We start from the raw sequence: 19,251 nt of genomic DNA, 5'->3' as shown, positions 1-19,251 counted from the left end.
AGACCATGAAAGGATTTGTCATAGCAGGTACAGGCAGCGGCAGTGGAAAAACCACAGCAGCCCTTGGTATCATGGCCTGGCTGGCCGGTATGGGACATCGTGTGGCCCCTTTTAAAGTGGGACCTGATTTCATTGATCCCGGACATCACACCGCTTTGACCGGAATTCCCAGTCGAAATCTTGATTCCTGGATGCTCACAAGAGAAATGAACCAGCGTATTTTTGCCCGGGGATGTCAGGGGCGGGACATGGCCGTGGTGGAAGGCGTCATGGGGCTTTTTGACGGATATAGCGGGGTTTCAGAGGCAGGGTCTACGGCCCAGATGGTCAAATGGCTGAAACTTCCGGTGGTGCTGCTTGTGGATGCCAGGAGCATGGCAAGAAGTGCTGCTGCCATTGTCAAGGGATTTGAAGATTTCGATGCGGATCTTGAATTTGCCGGGGTTATATTCAGTAAAACTGGTAGTGACCGTCATTATCAATACCTGAAGGAGGCGGTGGAAGATAAATGCCGTATGAAGTGTCTGGGACATATTCCCCGCAATGAACATCTGGTGATGCCGGAACGGCACCTGGGGCTGGTTACCTCCGATGAGCATATGCTTTCATCCGGTATGATGAATACCCTTGTTGGACTGATTGACGAACACACCTTTTTGAATAGCATGCTTTTAACCCTTCCCGATATCAATATAAATAGTAAACTACTTGATGGAAGTAGGGTTTCTGATATTTCAATATCAGGTAAACCTGATCATTCATATCAGTTAAAAGAAGATTTTTTATCCGGGGAAAAAACAGACAGTATCAAATCGGTCAAAATTGCCGTAGCAAGGGATAAGGCTTTTTGTTTTTATTATCCGGAAAACCTTGAATTCCTGTCAGATGCGGGAGCCGAGCTTGTTTTCTTTTCCCCCATTGAAGATGCTGTGTTACCCAAAGATATTCAGGGTATTTACCTGGGGGGTGGATATCCCGAATTGTTTGCACAGGAGTTGTCTCAAAATAAAACTCTTACCAGACAGATCAGGGATAAAAGTGATAGGGGAATGCCTGTTTACGGTGAATGTGGTGGTTTCATGTATCTTTGCTCTCATATTATCGGCATGGACGGATTAACTAAATATCCCATGGCCGGATGTTTTCCATTTACTGCGGTAATGTCTAAAAAAATGAGATCTCTTGGATATAGAGAGATAAGCCTGGTTTCGGATTGTCCCGTGGGAAATAAAGGCGATGTGTTAAGGGGGCATGAATTTCATTACTCTTCCCTGGAAGATGGAAGCCTTGCGTGTGAGGGCATGCATGGCATTTACAGGGCATCTGCCAGGGCTGGCAGTGAAGTTCTGCTGGAGGGATATCAAAAAGGCAATACCCTTGGCAGCTATATGCACATTCATTTTGGCAGCCATCCGGGGGCTGCAAAGTCCTTTGTTGCATCATGTCGTAAGTTTCAGGCTAAAACAGAGGAACAGGCAGGATGACACAAAATAAAACATTAAAGGGTGGATTTACCACGGGTGCCTGTGCGGCTGCTGCCACCAGAGCGGCCCTTCATTGCCTGGTGTTTGATGAATATATTGATGTTGTCAATATCCCAAGCCTTACCCATGAATCCATCCGTATTCCTGTACATCTTTTAAACAGATTGTCGAAAAATAGAGTGGAATGTGTGGTAATTAAGGATGCCGGTGACGACCCAGATGTCACTCATAAGGCGGAAATTGGTGCCAGGGTGGAATGGTGTATATCCGGATCGGTCAAAAATATCGATATTGCCTGGAAAGATATTGAAATTGAAATTTGTGGTGGACAGGGAGTGGGAACGGTGACAAAACCCGGTCTTGAGGTCATGCCTGGAAACCCAGCCATCAATTCCGGGCCTGTAAAGATGATTCGTCAGGCCGTTCACCACGTTTTGGAAGAGTTCATGGAAGTTTGTTCAAGTCGGAAAAATACCATGAAAAAGGCTTCCATGCTAGGCAAAGATATCTGTGTAAGGGAGGTGCCGGAGAAGATCATTGTAGAAATATTTGTGCCGGAAGGTGAGGCCCTGGCACAAAAAACCCTCAATGCACGTTTGGGTATCCTGGGGGGCATTTCCATTCTTGGTACCACCGGGATTGTAAAACCCATGTCCCATGATGCTTATATTGCCACCATTAAATCCGGGATTTCCGTTGCCCAGGCCATGGGGGATGATACCCTTGTGTTTACCACCGGCAGAAGAAGTGAACGTTTTGCCATGAGTCTGTTTCCCCATTTCAGAGAAGAGGCTTTTATCCAGACAGGGGATTTTTTTATGGCTTCCCTTGAAGCGGCAGCTGCATCCACCACGAAAAGGGTTATTATCACTGTTTTTTTTGGAAAAGCTGTTAAAATGGCCATGGGGTTTCCCCATACCCATGCTGCAAAATCAGAATTGACCCTGCAGCGTCTGGCCATGTGGGCAACTGATATTACCGGAGACAGAGGGTTGAGTAGAAATATAGAATCATCCAACACGGCTCGCCATGCGTTCAGCTATATTCATCCTGATTTTCCGGACCTTATATCTCATGTGGGACACATGATTATTAAATCTGCAGAAAAATTTTCCCATGGAAAAATAAAAATTGATGCGGTTATTTTTGATTTTGAAGGCAAGCGGGTATTTGATTCCATGGTAGGATGCCGATCCCCGGAATTTTCCGGGGGTACAATATAAATGGCTGTCAATATCTCCCTTTTCATTGAACGATTAAAAAACGAAATTCGTGATTATAAGGTCCCGGTGGTGGATCTCATCGGCGTTCAGACAAAGGACCCTTTTAAAATATTGGTGGCCACCATTTTATCTGCCCGCACCAAGGATGAAACCACGGCCGCAGCGGCTGAAAGATTATTTCAGGTGGCGCCGGACACGGCGGGTCTTGCAAAATTATCCCAGGACGAAATTAAACAAAGGATATATCCCGTAGGTTTTTATAAATCCAAGGCGGGATATCTTGCAAAACTTCCCCAGGCCATGGAAAATTTCAACGGCAGGGTACCGGACACCATTGATGAACTGGTGACCCTACCCGGGGTGGGACGAAAAACCGCAAATCTGGTCATGAGCGTGGCCTTTGACAAGGATGCCATCTGTGTGGACACCCATGTTCACCGCATGATGAACATCTGGGGATATGTCAAAACAAACACTCCCCTGGAAACAGAAATGGCCCTGAGAAAAAAATTGCCCAGGAAACACTGGAAAGAGGTAAACGCGGTGCTGGTGGCCTTTGGTCAGGGGACCTGCCGGCCGGTGTCTCCCCATTGTGATAGGTGCGTAATTGGAGATCTTTGTCCTAAAAAGGGAGTGAAACCCCGGAAGATAAAAAAAACACAGGCTTGAAGGTCCGGTTAGTTACAACAATATGCCGGGCTTACAGGGTCGGAGCATATCCCTTAAATTCCCCGCTGCAGCACCTTGATGCAGTGATCAAGCTCTTCCTGATCTCCGGTATGCTTGGCGGTATTATCTGATAGCTTAATGGCCTTGTGCCACGCCTTGTCCGGGGCGGTTCTGCATTTTGCAAGTTTGATGACAATGTTTAGAGGAGTAACCCCCACATCATTGGTGAGATTGGTTCCTATGCCATAGGAATCATTGATTCTACCCACACATTTTTTATGAATGTGCACGGCTTTCTCAATATCCAGACCATCTGAGAAAACAATGGTTTTGGTGATGGGATTTATGTGCAGTTTTTTGTAGTGGTTGACAACTTTTTCTATGTATTCAAAGGGGTCTCCGGAGTCGTGGCGGACACCGTCAAAAAGTTTGGCATGCATGGTATCAAAGGTGGAGAGAAAGACGTCCGTGGTAAAAGTGTCGGTGAGGGCAATCCCAAGGTGACCGTGGAAGGCACTGGTCCAGGCATCCACACCCGTGGAATTTGCCATGCGGTAGCCATTCAGTACGGCATGGAACATGAACCATTCATGGGCCAGGGTACCGATGGGCTTGATATTGAAATACTGGGCCAGGTGTACATTGCTGGTTCCAATAAGGGTATTGCCTTCAACCCCCAGCATATCCCGAATCAGGCTTTTATGGGCCGAAGAGGAAAATCGTCTCCTTGTTCCAAAATCGGCAAATTTAATACCATTCCGGCTTAATACCCGTGTTTTGTTTAAATTAATGGCCGTTTGTTTTGCATTGGAGAGGGGTTCTGCATGGGTGAGGACAAAATAAAGTTCACTGATCATCGCCATCAAGGGCACTTCCCACAAAATGGTTCGGTACCAGGGGCCCTTTATGGTGAGATTTAAGTCTCCCCCTTGCTGCTCAATGTGCACTTCTGCTGGATCAAAAGTGTAATGCTCCAGAAAATCAAGATATACCGGGGTCATGAAATAACAGGTTTCAGCAAGATAGTTTTTTTCTTCAGGAGTTAACTTGAATGTTGCCATACGGTTCACTTCTATCTGCAGTTTTTCTGCGAATCCTTTGGGAAAGGGGGTGTTGCTCCTGTTTATAAATATATACTCAACATCCACCCGGGGATACAGCATGTGTACGGCCTGTTGCATGGTGAATTTGTATAGATCATTGTCAAGAATACTCTGAATCATCTGCCTTCACTTTCCTTAAATATAACAATATGTTGTTATTAAGCTCGTATTTGTTCGTTTTTTAAACATATAACAGATGCTGTATTTTTTCAATTTTTAAGGTCTGGTCCCTGTTGCTGTGTTCTAAAAAAAAGATCCGGTTAATTTTCTAATTTCATCGGCTATTTCATTTTGGTTAAGGCCAGCACCGATTATTGTAATTTCTGCATATTTTTCATAAAGTTCTTGTCGCTCGTTAAAAAGCTCCATGAATGTCTGACTGGGAGCTTTGGCAATTCCCCGGGTTTCATAGTTGTGGATGCGTCTTTTAAGCTCTTCAATGTCTACCTTTAAAAAAACAATGCGTGAAATTTTACGGAGCAGCTCCATGGCGCTGGGACTGTATGCCACACTGCCGCCTGTGGCTATGATATGTTTTTGAACATTTAGTTTCAGGATCTCTTTTTCTTCAATATTTCTAAGTGTTAAATGATCAGATTCATCCAGAATTTGTTGTAAAGTCTTCTGTTGATTGATCTGGATTAGCACATCGGTGTCTATGAATCCAAAGCCCATGTCCTTGGCCAGAATTATGCCCACAGTACTTTTTCCAGCACCGGGCATGCCGATGAGTGTAAGGTTGCTCTTCATATTTATAAATTCCTTTACATTACTTGATAATTGAGGTCTTTCTGGGCCTGACTTATCCCATGGGTGCTAGATTGTTGTGACTAGGGCCAATTCCACTATGCACCATTTTGGAATATTTTTGAATATTTTGCAAATAGATTGACTGTTTGAAAGGGCGTGGTTATACAAAGCAGAGTTTGGATGAACACATTAATGGGGTGGCCAGACATTTAACTTAGCAACTCAGATATTTACCATAATTATTTGCTGTAAAACAGGAATTTGGGACTATTCAAATGGAAAAAAACAATATTATCCACGTAATAGGGTGCGGTGTTCTTGCGCCGGATATTAATCATATTGCCCGGGAAAAAGGCCTGCATTTAAAGACTAATTTCTTGCCTGGTGGGCTGCACAGCACCCCGGATATACTGCGTATACGACTTCAGGAAGCCATTGATCAGGCGGCAACGGATCCCCAATGCTGTCGGATTGTGGTGGGCTACGGACTTTGTGGCAGGGGTACCATTGGAATTCGTGCACCACGGGTCCCCCTTATTTTTCCCCGGGTACACGACTGTATTGCTCTTTTCATGGGCAGTGATAGTGCCTACAGGAAAGAATTTGAAAAATATCCCGGTACTTTTTACATTTCCGCTGGATGGTACAGGGAAAAAGAAGCGCCAAGAGAAAAGGAACCTGAAAAAATATGGGTGGGAGCCGAGTCCATGGGATGTCGGGAATTAAGAGATAAATACGGCGAAGAAGGTGGGGGCAGAATCATTGATTTTTTCAGTTCTTGGCACCACAATTACCAGCGGGCCGCCTTTATAGACACCGGTATTGGCACAGAGAAAAAAAGTGCGGAACATGCCCTTAAAATGGCGGAAAAATACAATTGGAAATATGAATCTATTCCCGGGAATTTGTCTTTACTCACCCGGTTGTTGACCCAGGAGGTTTCAGATAAAGAGATTGTGGTTATTCCTCCGGGACATGTTACCATATTTTCCGCTCTGGAAAATGGTTTGGATTCTGCACCGGAAAGTGACAACACACTTCCTGGTAAAAACAAGCCAAGACATTTGGTGTTTGATAAGGAAGATAATAAAAGCCTTTCCATCACCCATGGTCTGGGCATTGATGCCGGGGGTACTTACACCGATGCTGCCGTGTACGATTTTAATGCCAGAAAAATTATTGATAAACATAAAGCTTTGACCACTAAATGGGATTTTTCCATCGGTATTGACGAAGTCCTGTCCGGCATTGATGCCGAGGTTCTTGCCCGGGTGGAACTTGTATCTGTGTCCACCACCCTTGCCACCAATGCCATTGTGGAAGGAGAAGGGCAAAAAACCGGCCTGATTCTGATGATCAACGGTGGTCATATGGCAGACGATTTGATTTCCCATACCCCCAGATGCAATGTCAAAGGACAGATTAATATAAGTGGCGTTGAAGTGGAGCCTGTGGATGAAGAGGAAATTCGCAAAAATGTAAGAAAAATGGTGGACCGGGACGGTGTAACCGCTTTTGCCGTATCGGGATTTGCCGGTGCGGTGAATCCGGCCCATGAGCTGGTGGTTAAACGTATTGTCGAAGAGGAAACAGGTATGGTGGCCTGTTGTGGTCATGAACTTTCCGATCTTTTAAATTTTGTGGTTCGCGCCCAGACAGCCGTACTCAATGCCCGCATTATTCCCCGTATGATTAAATTTTTCCGGGAACTGGAATTTGTGCTGAAAAAAAGAGGCATCCATGCACCGGTGATGGTGGTAAAGGGCGACGGTACCCTGATGTCTGCGGAGATGGCAGCCCAGAGGCCCGTGGAAACCGTATTATCAGGCCCTGCGGCCAGCGTGGCAGGTGCCCGACTTTTAACCGGCCTGGAAGAGGCCATGGTGGTGGATATGGGTGGTACCACCACGGACACTGCAGATATTTGTCAGGGGGTTGTGTCGGTGTGTGAACAGGGAGCCAATGTGGGGGGCTTTGTCACCCATGTAAAGGCTTTGGACATGCGCACGGTGGGCCTTGGAGGGGATAGCCTGATTCGATGGCACCATAATGAATTTATCATGGGGCCCCGCCGAGTGGGTCCCATGGTGTGGGCCAATGCCGCCCATCCCCTGGGGGTTAGAGCTGCGATTAAATACATGGAAGCCCATCAGCTGTCCCGGGTATCGCAGACATTGCTTGTGGCCATGGAAGGACAATTTGCCTTTGAGCCCACCCCCACTGAACAAAAAATCTATGACCTTCTCCGCAAGCGTCCCCACGCACCAGAGGAACTCCTGCCACATCTTGGCATGCTTGCAATACAATTTCTACCTCTGGAGCGCTTGGAGGAAAGTGGTCTGGTGCAAAGATGTGGATTAACCCCCACGGATCTTCTGCATGTCACCGGGGAGTTTGCCAGGTGGGATGCAGCCCCGGCCAGGGATATGGTGAACCTTATGGCCCTTTTTGCAAAGAAATCTCAAAAAGAGTTGATGGACACGCTTTTTGAACACATGGAAATAGCCCTGGCTCTGGAGCTTTTAAAAAAGCAGATGGCCCGGGATTTTGCCATTGATGACATGGAAAAAACACCGGTATTTCAACAGTTGATGCAACAAATTGTAAAACCGGAAAACAACCGATACACCATTAATGCCACCTTGAATCATCCGGTCATTGGCATTGGTGCGCCGGTGCATTATTTTTTACCCCAGGCCGGAAAAAGGCTCAATGCACAGGTCATTATCCCGGAAGATGCCGATGTGGCCAATGCTGTGGGTGCCATCACCAGCCATATTCTTATCCGCAGAAAAATTTCCATTAAGACCAACAGTCTTGGAAGATTTGTGGTGGAAGGGGTGACAGGTGCCCAGCAGTTCATGAGTATTGACAAGGCAGAAGAATGGGCGTTGGCATATCTTAAGGATCAGGTCCAGGAACTTGGACGAAGTGCCGGTACCAGTCGTAAAACCGTAGCAGTGGATATAAATGACAGGGTTGTGAATACCGGTGGTGGGATTCCGCTGTTTCTGGGACGCACCATTGTCGCAACTTTATCGGGAAGCCCGGACAGGGTGCTTTGTGCGGTCAATGAATAAATTTATTTTAAAGGTTGTATTGTCGGTTTTTGTTTGTTGTTTTTGCCTGGCAGCTATGGCTGTTTCCCAGGAAAAAGATAATTTCATTTCCCATGAATCGCGGTTTGGAAATGCCCGGTTCATGGGATATCTGTCGGACAATAATATCAGCGAATCCTCTGGGATGGCAGCATCACGCAGGACAAAGGATCTTTTCTGGACCCATAATGATGGTGGTAACCCGGCGGTTATTTATGCCCTTTGGGAAAATGGTACTGTCCTTGGCCAGGTGCGCCTGACCCAGGCAAAAAACATTGACTGGGAAGATATGGCATCCTTTACATGGAAGAATAGACACTTTCTTTTGATTGCCGATGTGGGGGATAACCGTTCAAAACGAGAAAAATGTACCCTTTATATTATAGAAGAACCATCACTGATCGATATAAAGGGGCAAAATACTGGAATTAAAACCCGTTGGCAGATTGATTTTATATATGAAGACGGCCCCCGGGATTGTGAAGCAGTGGCCGTGGATGTCAGTACCGGTAATTGTATGTTGTTAAGTAAACGGGATGATCCGCCAAGGCTTTACCGTCTTAAACTTCTTCCCGCACCGGATCAATCCCCTGCGGTGGCAATCAAGACAGCCATTGTGTCCTCAATTCCCCCTCCCGGTCTGGAAGATCTACTTCAGCCCTATGGTGGAAACAGATCACAGCCAACGGCCATGGATATGACATCCGATGGACATACCCTGATTATACTGAGCTATAAAAATGCCTATCTTTATTCAAAAAATATTCATCAGACCTGGGCTTCCCGCATGGAAGAAGCTCCTGCAATCATTTATCTTCCACCGGTGGGGTTTAACTCACTGATTCAAAGAGAGGGGCTTTGTTTCAGTTCCGACGGCATGTCTTTGTATCTGACTTCTGAAAAATTGCCCACACCTCTGTTTCGGCTGGACAGGGTTTTAACAGTTCCTTCGCCAAATTAAAAACAGAGTTGTTAATCCTAAATATCAATATATTATGCTGTATTTTTGAGTTTGAATTAGCATGGGCGCATTCCCATAAGTACAATATAGAAACTGTTATTTGGATTAAAATAAAATTGGCGAAGGTATTATTTAAGTAATTGTTTTTTTAGTTTTGATAAAAGACTCTTTTTAATGGAGACAGTGAGATAAAGATCCCCTGTTTCTCCGGTGACAGTATCTTTGTTACCCAGCCCTTTTAATCTTATTTTTCGACCCTCCTGTATATTTTTCGGTATTTTTACAATGAGTTTCTTATCCTGTTTGCTGTGATAATAGGCATATGGGCCACCTTTTGTGGCATGCTGTTCTGATAAAAAAATAGTCTCATGGATGTCTTTGCCCATGTCCGGGGGATTTAAGGCATTGGCAATGACATTATTTAACAGGGTTCTGCCAATACCCTTCAGAAACCCGCCGCCACCGGTGGCCTTTGCTTTTCCATTGGGAAAGCCAAAGGTACCGAACATGAACATACCTCCCCCGTGCATTTTTCCGTATTTAAAAATTTCCTGAAATCCCCGAAGGCCAAAACTGTCGGATATTTCCTGAAAAATTTTTTCAATGTCTGATTCGCGCAGGATATCTTCATATGTATGTGTCTGCCTGAATCTGCCAGCGGCATCATCTCCGAAGCGTTCCCTCAGCTGATCATAATTTTGTCTTTTTTCAGGATTTGACAAAACGGCGTAGGCCTCGTTAAGCTGTGCCATTTTTTCTGCAGCCTGCGCATCATCGGGATTTCTGTCTGGATGCACTTTGATGGCAAGTTTTTTGTAGGCCTGTTTTATCTGGGCGGTGTCGGCCTGGCGGCTGACACCAAGGATGTTGTAATAATCAATGGTTGTCATAATATTTTTTTTGTAAAAATCTCTTATTCAATGGCGTTACGAAGTTTTGGCGAACAGATGATAATAGATATCCGCCACGTAAACCACACCGATGGGTCGGTTGTTCTCCAGCACCGGCAGGCGATGATAATTATTTTTAATCATTCGATCCAGAATCACAATGATATGATCATCCGGTGAGGCCCCGGTGATCACATTGCTCATGAGCTGACTTACTTTTTTTGCCTTGAGTTCATTAATTAATTTGGCCAGTTGGGGTTCCTCCCACACCAGCTCATCGCCGTTGATGCCAAAATTAAGAAATGAGGGTCGCAGATGATAAAGGATGTCAAACATGGTTATCACCCCGGCCAGGCGGTTGTATTCATCAATAACCATAAGGCTGTTGGTTTTATCCCCTGTTTCCCTCACCTGGCCATGGGTAATTTTTTCAATGGCCTGTGCAATGGTTGCATCTTTGTGGATCATATCAAACGAGGTTACCATGATATCCCTGGCCTTGAGTGTCATAATGAACTCCTTATTCTTTATAGTTTGATGATGGGGTGAAGTGGGCAGGCGGATATTTCATGAATATTATTTATGAAATACTCTTTGTTTAAAAATTGCCTGTTGTTCACATGATGGCTGGGGTCATGGTAAATAAAAAATATATTAAAATCAAGAAAGATCGGTTTCTATTTATGGAATGAATACCTTTGAAGAATACTGGGTTTTACATCGGCCTTTTTTAATGGATGTTGTGGCACCTTTCCACTCCACGGAGAGCATCAGCTGTTTTTAATGACATAGATATATAATTCCCTGGGGCCGTGGGCACCGTGGATCATGGTGGCTTCAATGTCTGCGGTTTTGCTGGGGCCGGAGATGAGGGTCAGATTTCGGTCTGGACCCCGCAGGGCAGGATCTTCATCCCATTGTAAAATAGTGTGGAGTTCTTTTATGTCCTTAATGAGCTGGGATGCCTTTATAACAGCCACATGAATGGATGGAAGAAGGCTTGCGCTGCGTGATTGTCCTCTGCGGGCGGTGATAACCAAGGTGGCGGTACTGGCTATACAGAAATCTGCTGATGTTATTCCTATGAGGGCACTGGATGCGTGAATATGCATTTCCTGCCGTTGTTCCGGAGATGGTCCATTTTCTTGTTCACACCATTCCCGGTGACAGGCAATGTCCGTGTTTTTTAATGAATTTTCAAGGCACAGGGCATCCACCAGGGGGTGTGCCCATGCCACAAGGCTGGCGTTTTGACTCCATTCCGGAGGTTTTGATCGGGCCATATTCGCAATGGAATGGGCTGCGTCTTCAACGGTGTTGCATTGGATGACACCAATATTAAGGGGGGCAGCTGCAGTTTTTAACTGTTCAATCAGTTCCGCAGTTTCCTTAACGGTGCGGTTGAGTCTTTTGCTGCCCATTGAGTTGCCGGTATGGTGTTTTGTCTCTTCCGGGGGAAGATGAGTGGGAATTTCGTGGGGGTGTTTTTTGCCCAGGGCCTGCCTTATCCGTGAAAGAAATTGCGATTCGTTATTCAAAGGCTCAGTGACGATGCTCATGGCAGCCTCCCTTTTTTTCTGGTGTACAATTTTCCTGCATTTTTATTGTTTTGCCTGGAGTTGGGTATGAACAGGGGTTTTTCTGATGATTGAAGCTGGTTACAAAACTTTTTCCCGTGATTCGTCCCACCCCTTTGTTGTTGCGAAATCCCTGCAAAGGTGGCGGTATGGTTCCTGGAAAAAACTGTGCGTCGGGGAACAGGGGTGCAAGTCTACCTGCCAGAGTCAAGAACCATTTAAAAAAGAGGCGATGGCGGTTGGCCAGAGACCATATCACCATCGTTAATTTGTCCATGTAACTGTCTGGCTTTACCTGCCATTGGGGGTCTCCATCTGCCAGTTTTCTCCTGAGTTCCAGGAGCATCCTGGGAATTTCCATCTGCACCGGGCAGGCTTGTTCGCATGCCCCGCAAAGGGTTTCCCCACGGCACAGGTCGCTGTATTTATTGATTCCGAAAAGAAGGGGGCTGATGACGGCACCAATGGGGCCGGGGTAGGGGGATCCATAGGAATGGCCGCCAATTTTGCCATACACCGGACAGGCGTTGAGGCAGGCACCGCATCGTAGACAATTTAAGATGGGCCTGAAGGTGGTGTCTGCCAGAATTTTTGATCGGCCATTGTCAAGGATGATCAAGTGAAAATTTTCGGGACCATCATTGTGTTCCTTTTTACGGGGACCGCCGATGTAACTCATGTAGGTGGCCATTTTCTGCACGGCGGCAGCCCTTGTTAAAAGCGCCAGGAGAAGTTCATGGTCGGTGAGCCGGGCTGTGATGCGTTCCATACCCATGAATGCCACATGCACCCGGGGCAGGGTGGTTGCCATGCGGATGTTACCCTCATTTGACACTGTGGTGATGTGACCGGTTTCGGCACAGGCCATGTTGCAGCTAGATATCCCCATGTCTGCTGCCAGAAATTTTTTTCTCAGGGCTTTTCTGGCCGCCAGGGTCAGTGTGCCCGGGTCATCAGTGTAGTCAATGCCCAGTTTATCTGCAAACAGTCGGCCTATTTCTTCTTTGGATTTATGGATGGCCGGGGCAATTATGTGGGAGGGTTTTTCACCGGCAAGCTGGATGATATACTCCCCAAGATCCGTTTCAACGGTTTCAATGCCGGCATTTTCCATGGCATGGTTGAGCCCGATTTCTTCGGTAACCATGGATTTACCCTTTACCGCAAGCTTCACCCCGTTTTCTTTTGCCACCCGGATGCAGTGGTCACAGGCTGCCTTGGCATCTTCTGCAAAATACACATGGCCGCCGTTGTTTCTTATTTTCTGTGCCAGGGCTGCCAGATGCACATCCAGATGTTGAATGGTTTCTTGTCTGAGTTCTTTGCCCTGTTTTCTTGCATTTCTTCCTCCTGGTAGCTGGTCCAGGGCCGGACCGGCATTTTTTCCGATGAGTTCCTGTATGTTGGCAATGGAGCCCTGGAGTCGGAGATTGTTAATGGCATCCGATGCCATTTGTCTGTAAGTCAATGGGGATTTTTCAGTCATGACAGTCTCCTGCCAGAAGTTGTGCAATGTGCAGGCAACGGATGGATGGGTTCATTTCGTGGAGAATTCCTTCAATATTCATAAGGCATCCCACATCCGAAGATACCACAGCATCTGCACCGGTTTCCACAATGCGCATGGCTTTGTCCCGGGCCAGGGATTGGGATATTTCGGGATATTTTACTGAAAACAGACCACCAAACCCGCAGCATTTATCCGAAGGGGTCATTTCTTTGAAGGTTAAGCCCTTTATGTTTTGAATCAACTGACGGGGCGCTTCGGTGATGCCAAGGCCCCGGTGCATGTGGCAGGCATCATGGTAGGTTATTGTGCCGTTGAAACGTGCACCCACATCGGTGATGTTCAGCCGGTTCACCAGAAATTCTGTAAACTCAAAGGTTTTTGCCGCAACCTGTATGGCACGGGCATGCCAGGAGGAGTCATCTTTAAATAAAATAGGATAATGGTGCCGGACCATGTGCACACAGGATCCTGAAGGGGAAACAATAGCTTTGCTGTTTTCAAATACCTCAATAAAATGGCGTGCCACCCGCCTTGCTTCTTTTTGATATCCAGCGTTGAATGCTGGTTGGCCACAGCAGGTCTGATCCGGGGGGCAGTCAATATTAATGCCGCATTTGTTTAAAATGGCGGTAACGGCATGCCCTGCCCCGGGGTACGTGGTGTCCACAAGGCAGGTTGCAAAAAGTGATACTGTGAAAGGGTAATTCATATAGATGTCCATATCTGAATTAATTCGTTGTTATCACAATGGGTTGTATGTCTGTTTCCAGGTCTGTTTCTTTTTCGGGCAGATTCAGGCTTATCATGGTTTCATTATCCCAGACCTCTTTGATCATTGCTACCTGTTTAAGAAACTCCTCTTTATTGGATTTTTCAAGGGCATTTCCAGTGGGCAGGTCCATTTTGCTGTAATCGACATATTTGCCGTTCTTTTTAAATCTTAAATCCAGGTGGGGGCCTGTGGCATAGCCTGTGCTGCCCACATATCCGATGACCTGGCCTTTTTTGATTTTTTGGTTTTTTTTAAGGCGGGCATAAAATTTAGAAAGGTGCATATATTCGCTGGTGCCAAAGTCGGCATGTCTAATTTTTATATAATTGCCTGCACTTTTGGAATATCCCATGAACGTTATGATGCCGTCTCCCACGCTTCTCACCGGGGTCCCCCTGGGGGCAGCATAATCAATGCCGGGGTGGGCAATATATTTCTGTTTAATGGGATGAAGCCTTCTGGTGCAGAATTTAGAACTGATCCGGCTGTATTTCAAGGGGCATTTTAAGAAAGATTTTTCCAGACTGTTACCCTCCTCATCATAAAATTTGGTTACCCCGTTATATTCGAAGGCAAAAGCCTGAAAGGTCTGATTACAGCAGGTGAGACGGACGGCTTTTATGTTGCCGGTGCCAATATATTTACCCTGGATAAAGCGTTCTTCAAAGGTGACCATGAATTGATCGCCTTTGTGAAAATGACGAAAATCCACAGTACTGGCAAAAATATCACCCATAGCATAGATCAGCTCCTGGGTCATTCCAGACTGGGTTGCAGAATTCCACAGATTACTTGTAATGGCACCGCATATGGTTCTGGTTTTTATTTCTACCTTTTTTAGGCCTGTGTAAACCTGAATGGGGGTATCAAGGGCAAAGACCACGTAATTTTCAAGATTTGGATAATAGATAAAATATTTGATCCGTTCATCATTATCGGGGTCATAGATCAAGGCGTAAGAATTGCCCGCTTTAATGCGACGAACGTTAAAAACCGTTTCAGCAATTTTGGCTGCTTTGAAAATATCGGATTTGCTGATCCCATGGGGATTGAGCAGTTGGGTCAGGGTCTGGCCCGATTTTACCACTCCGGTTTTTAAGCTATAACCATCCATGGCAATGCCGCAATATTTTTTTTTCGGGGTTGGGTGCAGGGAAGGGGCCGGGAGTGCTCCCCCCCGGAGGGCGGATTTACTTATTGCCTGTTTTGAGGCCGGATGATCTGCCTGTCGGGAAACCATGCCGGTCAGTGATATAAAAAAGATTATTGATATAAATAAGAAAAAAAGACGGTATGATAAGTTCAAATGAACCCCTTTGGGGGCTTGATCACACATGGGTCACCAGTGCTGGCCCCACCTCAAATTGACAATTTTATGATCAAATCCCTATTTTTTGTAAACGTATTGCTCAGGAGATTTATGACTGTGGGGCTTGGTCATAATCTGTGTCGACCATCTAATTGTCGACATCTACAAGTGGCCAGTGTTGTTATAGTGCCCTGTCTTTATGACACAAAAGCATATCCTTTTAAACGATCCTTAAATAATCACAAAAATGATGAACATACAATTAAAAGATTATGGCTTCAATGATTATCTTCATTGCCCTTGTATTTAAATTTCATTTTCAGGCCTTGATCATAATATTTGCAAGCATTCATAAGTGCTGACGTTCTACCCAGATTGGTCGATGCTATGACCAGCTCCGACCTTATTTTCCGTATTTTTCGTTTAGAGTGTTCGTATGGGTCTTTTTTAGATATTAAAATCAGCTGTGGTTTTTAATAGGAATTTTATTCGTATTTTGTTGACAACATATTTTAAAATATCTAATATTGACAAAAATTAACTATAAATGATTCATCCATTAAACGTCAAATAACGTAGCTGGAGAATAAAATTAAAGGAGTTGGCTGTGGTTCAACCCACTATTACGATAAATGGTATGAGCTGTCTGTTTGAATCGGGAGAAACTATCCTGGAGGTTGCAACCAGGAATAAACTGGAAATCCCCACCCTTTGCCATTTAAAGGGAACCACCCCCACAGGCACCTGCGGTATCTGTGTGGTGGAAATTGAGGGGCATCGGGATCTTGAATTGTCATGCTCCACCATGGCGCAGGACAATATGTGTATAAAAACAGCATCTTCCAGAGTTGTAGCCCAGAGAAAAGCGGTTCTGGAAAACATGCTGTCATCTGGAAATCATAACTGCACCATAGGTTCTTCGGGGGATGATTCCTGGTCTCAATTTCAGATGGATGTTCTGTCCAATGATGGATATGAAAGTCTTTGCCCTGCCTGGGGAGATTGCAAGCTCCAGGAACTTGCGTATAAATATCAGGTCCAGGGAAAACATTGTGATGCACCTGCAAGGGAAATTCCCCTTAAGATGGATAACCCCATGATCATACGGGACAGTTCCCGGTGCATTATGTGCGGCAGATGCGTGGCTGCCTGCAATGAAGTCCAGGTTAACCGGGCCATTGCCTTTGAAGATCAGGTCGGTGAACGCAGGATCGTCGCTGGAAAAGATGATTCTCTGTTGACATCGGACTGCGTGTTCTGCGGCGAATGTGTGCAGGTCTGTCCTGTGGGTGCCCTGGTGGAGAAAAAGGCTCTCAATGCCATACGGCCATGGGAGGCAAAAAAAATCAGAACCACCTGTCCTTATTGCGGTGTGGGGTGCCAGCAGTGGCTCCATGTAAAAGAGGGAAAAATTATCAAGGTAACAGGTGTGGAAGAGGGAAAACCCAACCAGGGACGATTGTGCGTAAAGGGACGTTTCGGGTATGATTTCATCTATTCAGAAGATAGAATAAAAACACCTCTTATTCGGGAAAACGGTGAGCTTAGAAAAGCTACCTGGGATGAAGCCCTGGATCTTGTGGCGGCAAAATTTATCCAAATTATTAAAGAGGATGGGCCCGATGCCTTGGCCGGTGTCAGCTGTGCCAGGAGTATTAATGAAGATTCTTATCAGATGCAAAAGCTGTTTCGGGCGGTGTTTAAAACAAACAATATAGATCATTGTGCCCGCACTTGACATGCTCCAACCGTTGCCGGGCTGGCAACATCATTTGGTTCAGGTGCCATGACTAACTCCTTTGGGGAGTTTTCCAAGGCAAAAATGTTTCTGGTTATTGGGTCTAACATGACCGAGGCCCATCCTGTGGCTGCCACTTTTTTGAAAAATGCTGTGGAAAAAGGTGCACGTCTCATCGTCATTGATCCCCGGCGTCATCGCTTGGTGGATTTTGCAGAAATGCACCTTCCTTTGAAGGTGGGCAGTGATATTGCCCTTTTAAATGGCATCATGCATGTACTTATTGAGGAAAATCTCTACGACAAAGAATTTGTTTCTTCCTGTTGCGTGGGATTTGAAGAGTTGAAAGAAAACGTAAAGAAGTATCCACCGGAAAAGGCGGCTGAAATTTCGGGCATTGATGCTGATACCATTCGAAAGACGGCGCGTGTACTGGCATCGGTTAAACCGGTGATGCTGTGCTACACCCTTGGTATCACCGAGCACACCTGCGGTAAGAACAATGTCATGGACACCGCCAATTTACAGATGCTTTTGGGTAATATGGGTAAAGAATGCGGTGGCGTTAATCCGTTGAGGGGACAAAATAACGTCCAGGGGGCCTGCGATTGCGGGGCACTTCCCAATGTATTACCTGGATACCAGGCGGTGACGGACAGTTCTGCCCGGAAAAAATTTGAAAAGTTCTGGGGGGTATCAAACCTTCCGTCCCGGAACGGGCTGATGATTCCCCAAATGATGGACGGTCTTGTGGATGGGTCCGTGCGGGCATTTTATATATTCGGCGAAAATCTTGCCAATACAGAACCGGATATCCGCAAGGTAGAACATGAGCTGTCATCGGCGGAATTCATTGTGTGCCAGGATATCTTTGAAAACGAGACCACCCGGTTTGCCCATGTGGTGTTCCCCGCTGCTGCCTGGAGCGAGAATGACGGTACCTTTACTAACAGTGAACGACGGGTGAGCCGGGTTCGTACGGCCAGCATTCCCCCCGGCTATGCAAAACCCAATTGGTGGATTTTTAAACAAATTGCCCGGCGTATGGGACAGGAATGGACCTCCAACAGCGCTCGGGAAATCTGGGACAATGAAATTTCCATGCTGGCCCCCAATCTTGGGGGAGTTAAATATGATCGCATAGAAAATGACGGACTACAGTGGCCCTGTCCCGATACGGCCCATCCCGGGACCTGCGTTCTTCACCAGAATGGTGAATTTTCCTGCGGTTTGGGAATATTTAATCCTGTGGAGTGGACCCCGCCCGCCGAGGTTCCGGATAAAGAGTATCCCTTTGTACTCAGCACAGGCCGACGGCTTTACCATTATCACACCAGAACCCAGACGGGGCGTTGTGAAGGGTTGAATACACTTCTGGGGGAAGAGACCGCAGATATATCTCCTGTGGATGCCCGGAAGATGGGCATTGAATTCAATGATTTTGTTAAAGTAAAATCCCGACGGGGGGAGGTGTGTGTCAAGGCAAGAGTCACCCCCGAGGTACCCGAAGGTATGGTGTGGATGGCCTTTCATTTCCGTGAAGGCAATGCCAACTGGCTTACCAATCCGGCCTTTGATCCAGATACTCTTACTGCTGAATATAAAGCCTGTGCGGTGTCTCTGGAAAAAGCATAGGCCCTTTATGCAAGTTTTAATAAACGTATTATGAGATAACAGTGACGGTTTGGCTTAATATTAAAGCGAAACTTAGCTATGGACGCATTTCCATTTTCCAGCTCTGATCACAATGTGGTTTATTTGTTATAGTTGGCAAGGCCAACGGGGTCAGATTATGTGATATTAGAGCCTGAGTTTTTTTATCAGGCTCTTTTTTTTTGTCAAAATCCTGTATTGAAGGATAAATTTCAACAAAAGCGCCAATAACGCAAGCCTGAATCCAGGCTTATTAAGCATCGAATCGGAAAAATGGGAATGCACCTGTCTGGAGAAAATTCTAACGCATATAACTTCAGGCTTGGACGCTTGAGTTTTAGTCAGGAAAAATGTGTCTGTTACCAGACATGGCTGTCTGGAATGCTGATGTCAGATCGTTTTATAAAAAACCATATGTTGCGCTTGTCTTTTTTTAAAAAACAATATACAGTCCCCTCCCCTCGTGATAATCAATAATATTTTTAAGTTCTGAATTTTAAATCAGTCTAAAGGA

At 45.8% G+C, this 19,251-nt stretch carries 14 protein-coding genes; 6 read left to right on the top strand and 8 right to left on the bottom strand.

The window, feature by feature from the left end:
* Positions 1-5: 5 nt before the first annotated feature.
* From ACYQ2M_RS02110 to ACYQ2M_RS02100, 3 genes are read left to right on the top strand one after another with little or no spacing between them, the layout of a single operon-like run.
* A complete protein-coding gene (locus tag ACYQ2M_RS02110) occupies positions 6-1,484 on the top strand; it encodes a cobyrinic acid a,c-diamide synthase CobB (RefSeq protein ID WP_459914655.1) in 1,479 nt (492 codons plus the stop codon).
* Entirely contained in the window at positions 1,481-2,707 is a 1,227-nt protein-coding gene (cbiD, locus tag ACYQ2M_RS02105; protein ID WP_459914654.1) for a cobalt-precorrin-5B (C(1))-methyltransferase CbiD, read from the top strand. Before ACYQ2M_RS02110 ends, cbiD begins: the two co-directional genes overlap by 4 nt.
* Positions 2,708-3,376, top strand: coding sequence for an endonuclease III domain-containing protein (locus tag ACYQ2M_RS02100; protein WP_459914653.1), 669 nt, complete (start codon positions 2,708-2,710; stop codon positions 3,374-3,376). It begins immediately after the preceding gene.
* Positions 3,377-3,429: 53 nt separating this feature from the next.
* Here ACYQ2M_RS02100 and pncB read toward each other — a convergent pair whose 3' ends face one another.
* Complete coding sequence (pncB, locus tag ACYQ2M_RS02095) at positions 3,430-4,599, bottom strand: nicotinate phosphoribosyltransferase (protein WP_459914652.1); 1,170 nt, start codon at positions 4,597-4,599, stop codon at positions 3,430-3,432.
* Positions 4,600-4,722: 123 nt separating this feature from the next.
* Positions 4,723-5,229: a shikimate kinase gene (locus ACYQ2M_RS02090; protein WP_459914651.1), complete on the bottom strand. Its 507-nt coding sequence runs from the start codon at positions 5,227-5,229 to the stop codon at positions 4,723-4,725.
* Positions 5,230-5,504: 275 nt separating this feature from the next.
* Here ACYQ2M_RS02090 and ACYQ2M_RS02085 point away from each other — a divergent pair, with 275 nt between their 5' ends.
* Together ACYQ2M_RS02085 and ACYQ2M_RS02080 are read left to right on the top strand one after the other, a co-directional pair.
* Complete coding sequence (locus tag ACYQ2M_RS02085; RefSeq protein ID WP_459914650.1) at positions 5,505-8,309, top strand: DUF1638 domain-containing protein; 2,805 nt, start codon at positions 5,505-5,507, stop codon at positions 8,307-8,309.
* A complete protein-coding gene (locus ACYQ2M_RS02080; RefSeq protein ID WP_459914649.1) occupies positions 8,302-9,288 on the top strand; it encodes a hypothetical protein in 987 nt (328 codons plus the stop codon). Before ACYQ2M_RS02085 ends, ACYQ2M_RS02080 begins: the two co-directional genes overlap by 8 nt.
* A 128-nt stretch (positions 9,289-9,416) precedes the next feature.
* Here the strand turns inward: ACYQ2M_RS02080 and ACYQ2M_RS02075 are convergent, their stop codons facing one another.
* The 6 genes from ACYQ2M_RS02075 to ACYQ2M_RS02050 form a co-directional block, all read right to left on the bottom strand.
* Positions 9,417-10,178 (bottom strand): DnaJ domain-containing protein, encoded by a 762-nt coding sequence (locus ACYQ2M_RS02075; protein WP_459914648.1) that lies wholly within the window; start codon positions 10,176-10,178, stop codon positions 9,417-9,419.
* Positions 10,179-10,214: 36 nt separating this feature from the next.
* Positions 10,215-10,688 (bottom strand): CBS domain-containing protein, encoded by a 474-nt coding sequence (locus tag ACYQ2M_RS02070; RefSeq protein ID WP_459914647.1) that lies wholly within the window; start codon positions 10,686-10,688, stop codon positions 10,215-10,217.
* A gap of 260 nt (positions 10,689-10,948) precedes the next feature.
* Entirely contained in the window at positions 10,949-11,737 is a 789-nt protein-coding gene (locus ACYQ2M_RS02065; protein ID WP_459914646.1) for a LutC/YkgG family protein, read from the bottom strand.
* Complete coding sequence (locus tag ACYQ2M_RS02060; RefSeq protein ID WP_459914645.1) at positions 11,721-13,241, bottom strand: LutB/LldF family L-lactate oxidation iron-sulfur protein; 1,521 nt, start codon at positions 13,239-13,241, stop codon at positions 11,721-11,723. Before ACYQ2M_RS02060 ends, ACYQ2M_RS02065 begins: the two co-directional genes overlap by 17 nt.
* Positions 13,234-13,974, bottom strand: coding sequence for a (Fe-S)-binding protein (locus ACYQ2M_RS02055; protein ID WP_459914644.1), 741 nt, complete (start codon positions 13,972-13,974; stop codon positions 13,234-13,236). The genes ACYQ2M_RS02060 and ACYQ2M_RS02055 overlap by 8 nt, the downstream gene beginning before the upstream one ends.
* 19 nt (positions 13,975-13,993) lie before the next feature.
* Positions 13,994-15,343, bottom strand: coding sequence for a peptidoglycan DD-metalloendopeptidase family protein (locus ACYQ2M_RS02050; protein WP_459914643.1), 1,350 nt, complete (start codon positions 15,341-15,343; stop codon positions 13,994-13,996).
* Positions 15,344-15,953: 610 nt separating this feature from the next.
* On the opposite strand from ACYQ2M_RS02050, the gene fdhF reads away from it, so the two are divergent.
* Positions 15,954-18,719: a formate dehydrogenase subunit alpha gene (gene fdhF, locus ACYQ2M_RS02045; protein WP_459914642.1), complete on the top strand. Its 2,766-nt coding sequence runs from the start codon at positions 15,954-15,956 to the stop codon at positions 18,717-18,719.
* Positions 18,720-19,251: the final 532 nt, after the last annotated feature.

This window comes from Desulfocicer niacini (assembly GCF_054657595.1).
Note: the sequence above shows the minus strand (reverse complement) of the source record. Positions and strands in the feature narration are given on the sequence as shown.

Bases quoted from the DNA above. Each gene is read 5' to 3' on its own strand.
- ACYQ2M_RS02085 (WP_459914650.1), top strand. From the start codon at position 5,505: ATGGAAAAAAACAATATTATCCACGTAATAGGGTGCGGTGTTCTTGCG.
- ACYQ2M_RS02070 (WP_459914647.1), bottom strand. From the start codon at position 10,688: ATGACACTCAAGGCCAGGGATATCATGGTAACCTCGTTTGATATGATC.
- ACYQ2M_RS02060 (WP_459914645.1), bottom strand. From the start codon at position 13,241: ATGACTGAAAAATCCCCATTGACTTACAGACAAATGGCATCGGATGCC.
- ACYQ2M_RS02080 (WP_459914649.1), top strand. From the start codon at position 8,302: ATGAATAAATTTATTTTAAAGGTTGTATTGTCGGTTTTTGTTTGTTGT.
- ACYQ2M_RS02075 (WP_459914648.1), bottom strand. From the start codon at position 10,178: ATGACAACCATTGATTATTACAACATCCTTGGTGTCAGCCGCCAGGCC.
- pncB (WP_459914652.1), bottom strand. From the start codon at position 4,599: ATGATTCAGAGTATTCTTGACAATGATCTATACAAATTCACCATGCAA.
- ACYQ2M_RS02090 (WP_459914651.1), bottom strand. From the start codon at position 5,229: ATGAAGAGCAACCTTACACTCATCGGCATGCCCGGTGCTGGAAAAAGT.
- ACYQ2M_RS02110 (WP_459914655.1), top strand. From the start codon at position 6: ATGAAAGGATTTGTCATAGCAGGTACAGGCAGCGGCAGTGGAAAAACC.
- ACYQ2M_RS02100 (WP_459914653.1), top strand. From the start codon at position 2,708: ATGGCTGTCAATATCTCCCTTTTCATTGAACGATTAAAAAACGAAATT.
- ACYQ2M_RS02055 (WP_459914644.1), bottom strand. From the start codon at position 13,974: ATGAATTACCCTTTCACAGTATCACTTTTTGCAACCTGCCTTGTGGAC.
- cbiD (WP_459914654.1), top strand. From the start codon at position 1,481: ATGACACAAAATAAAACATTAAAGGGTGGATTTACCACGGGTGCCTGT.
- ACYQ2M_RS02065 (WP_459914646.1), bottom strand. From the start codon at position 11,737: ATGAGCATCGTCACTGAGCCTTTGAATAACGAATCGCAATTTCTTTCA.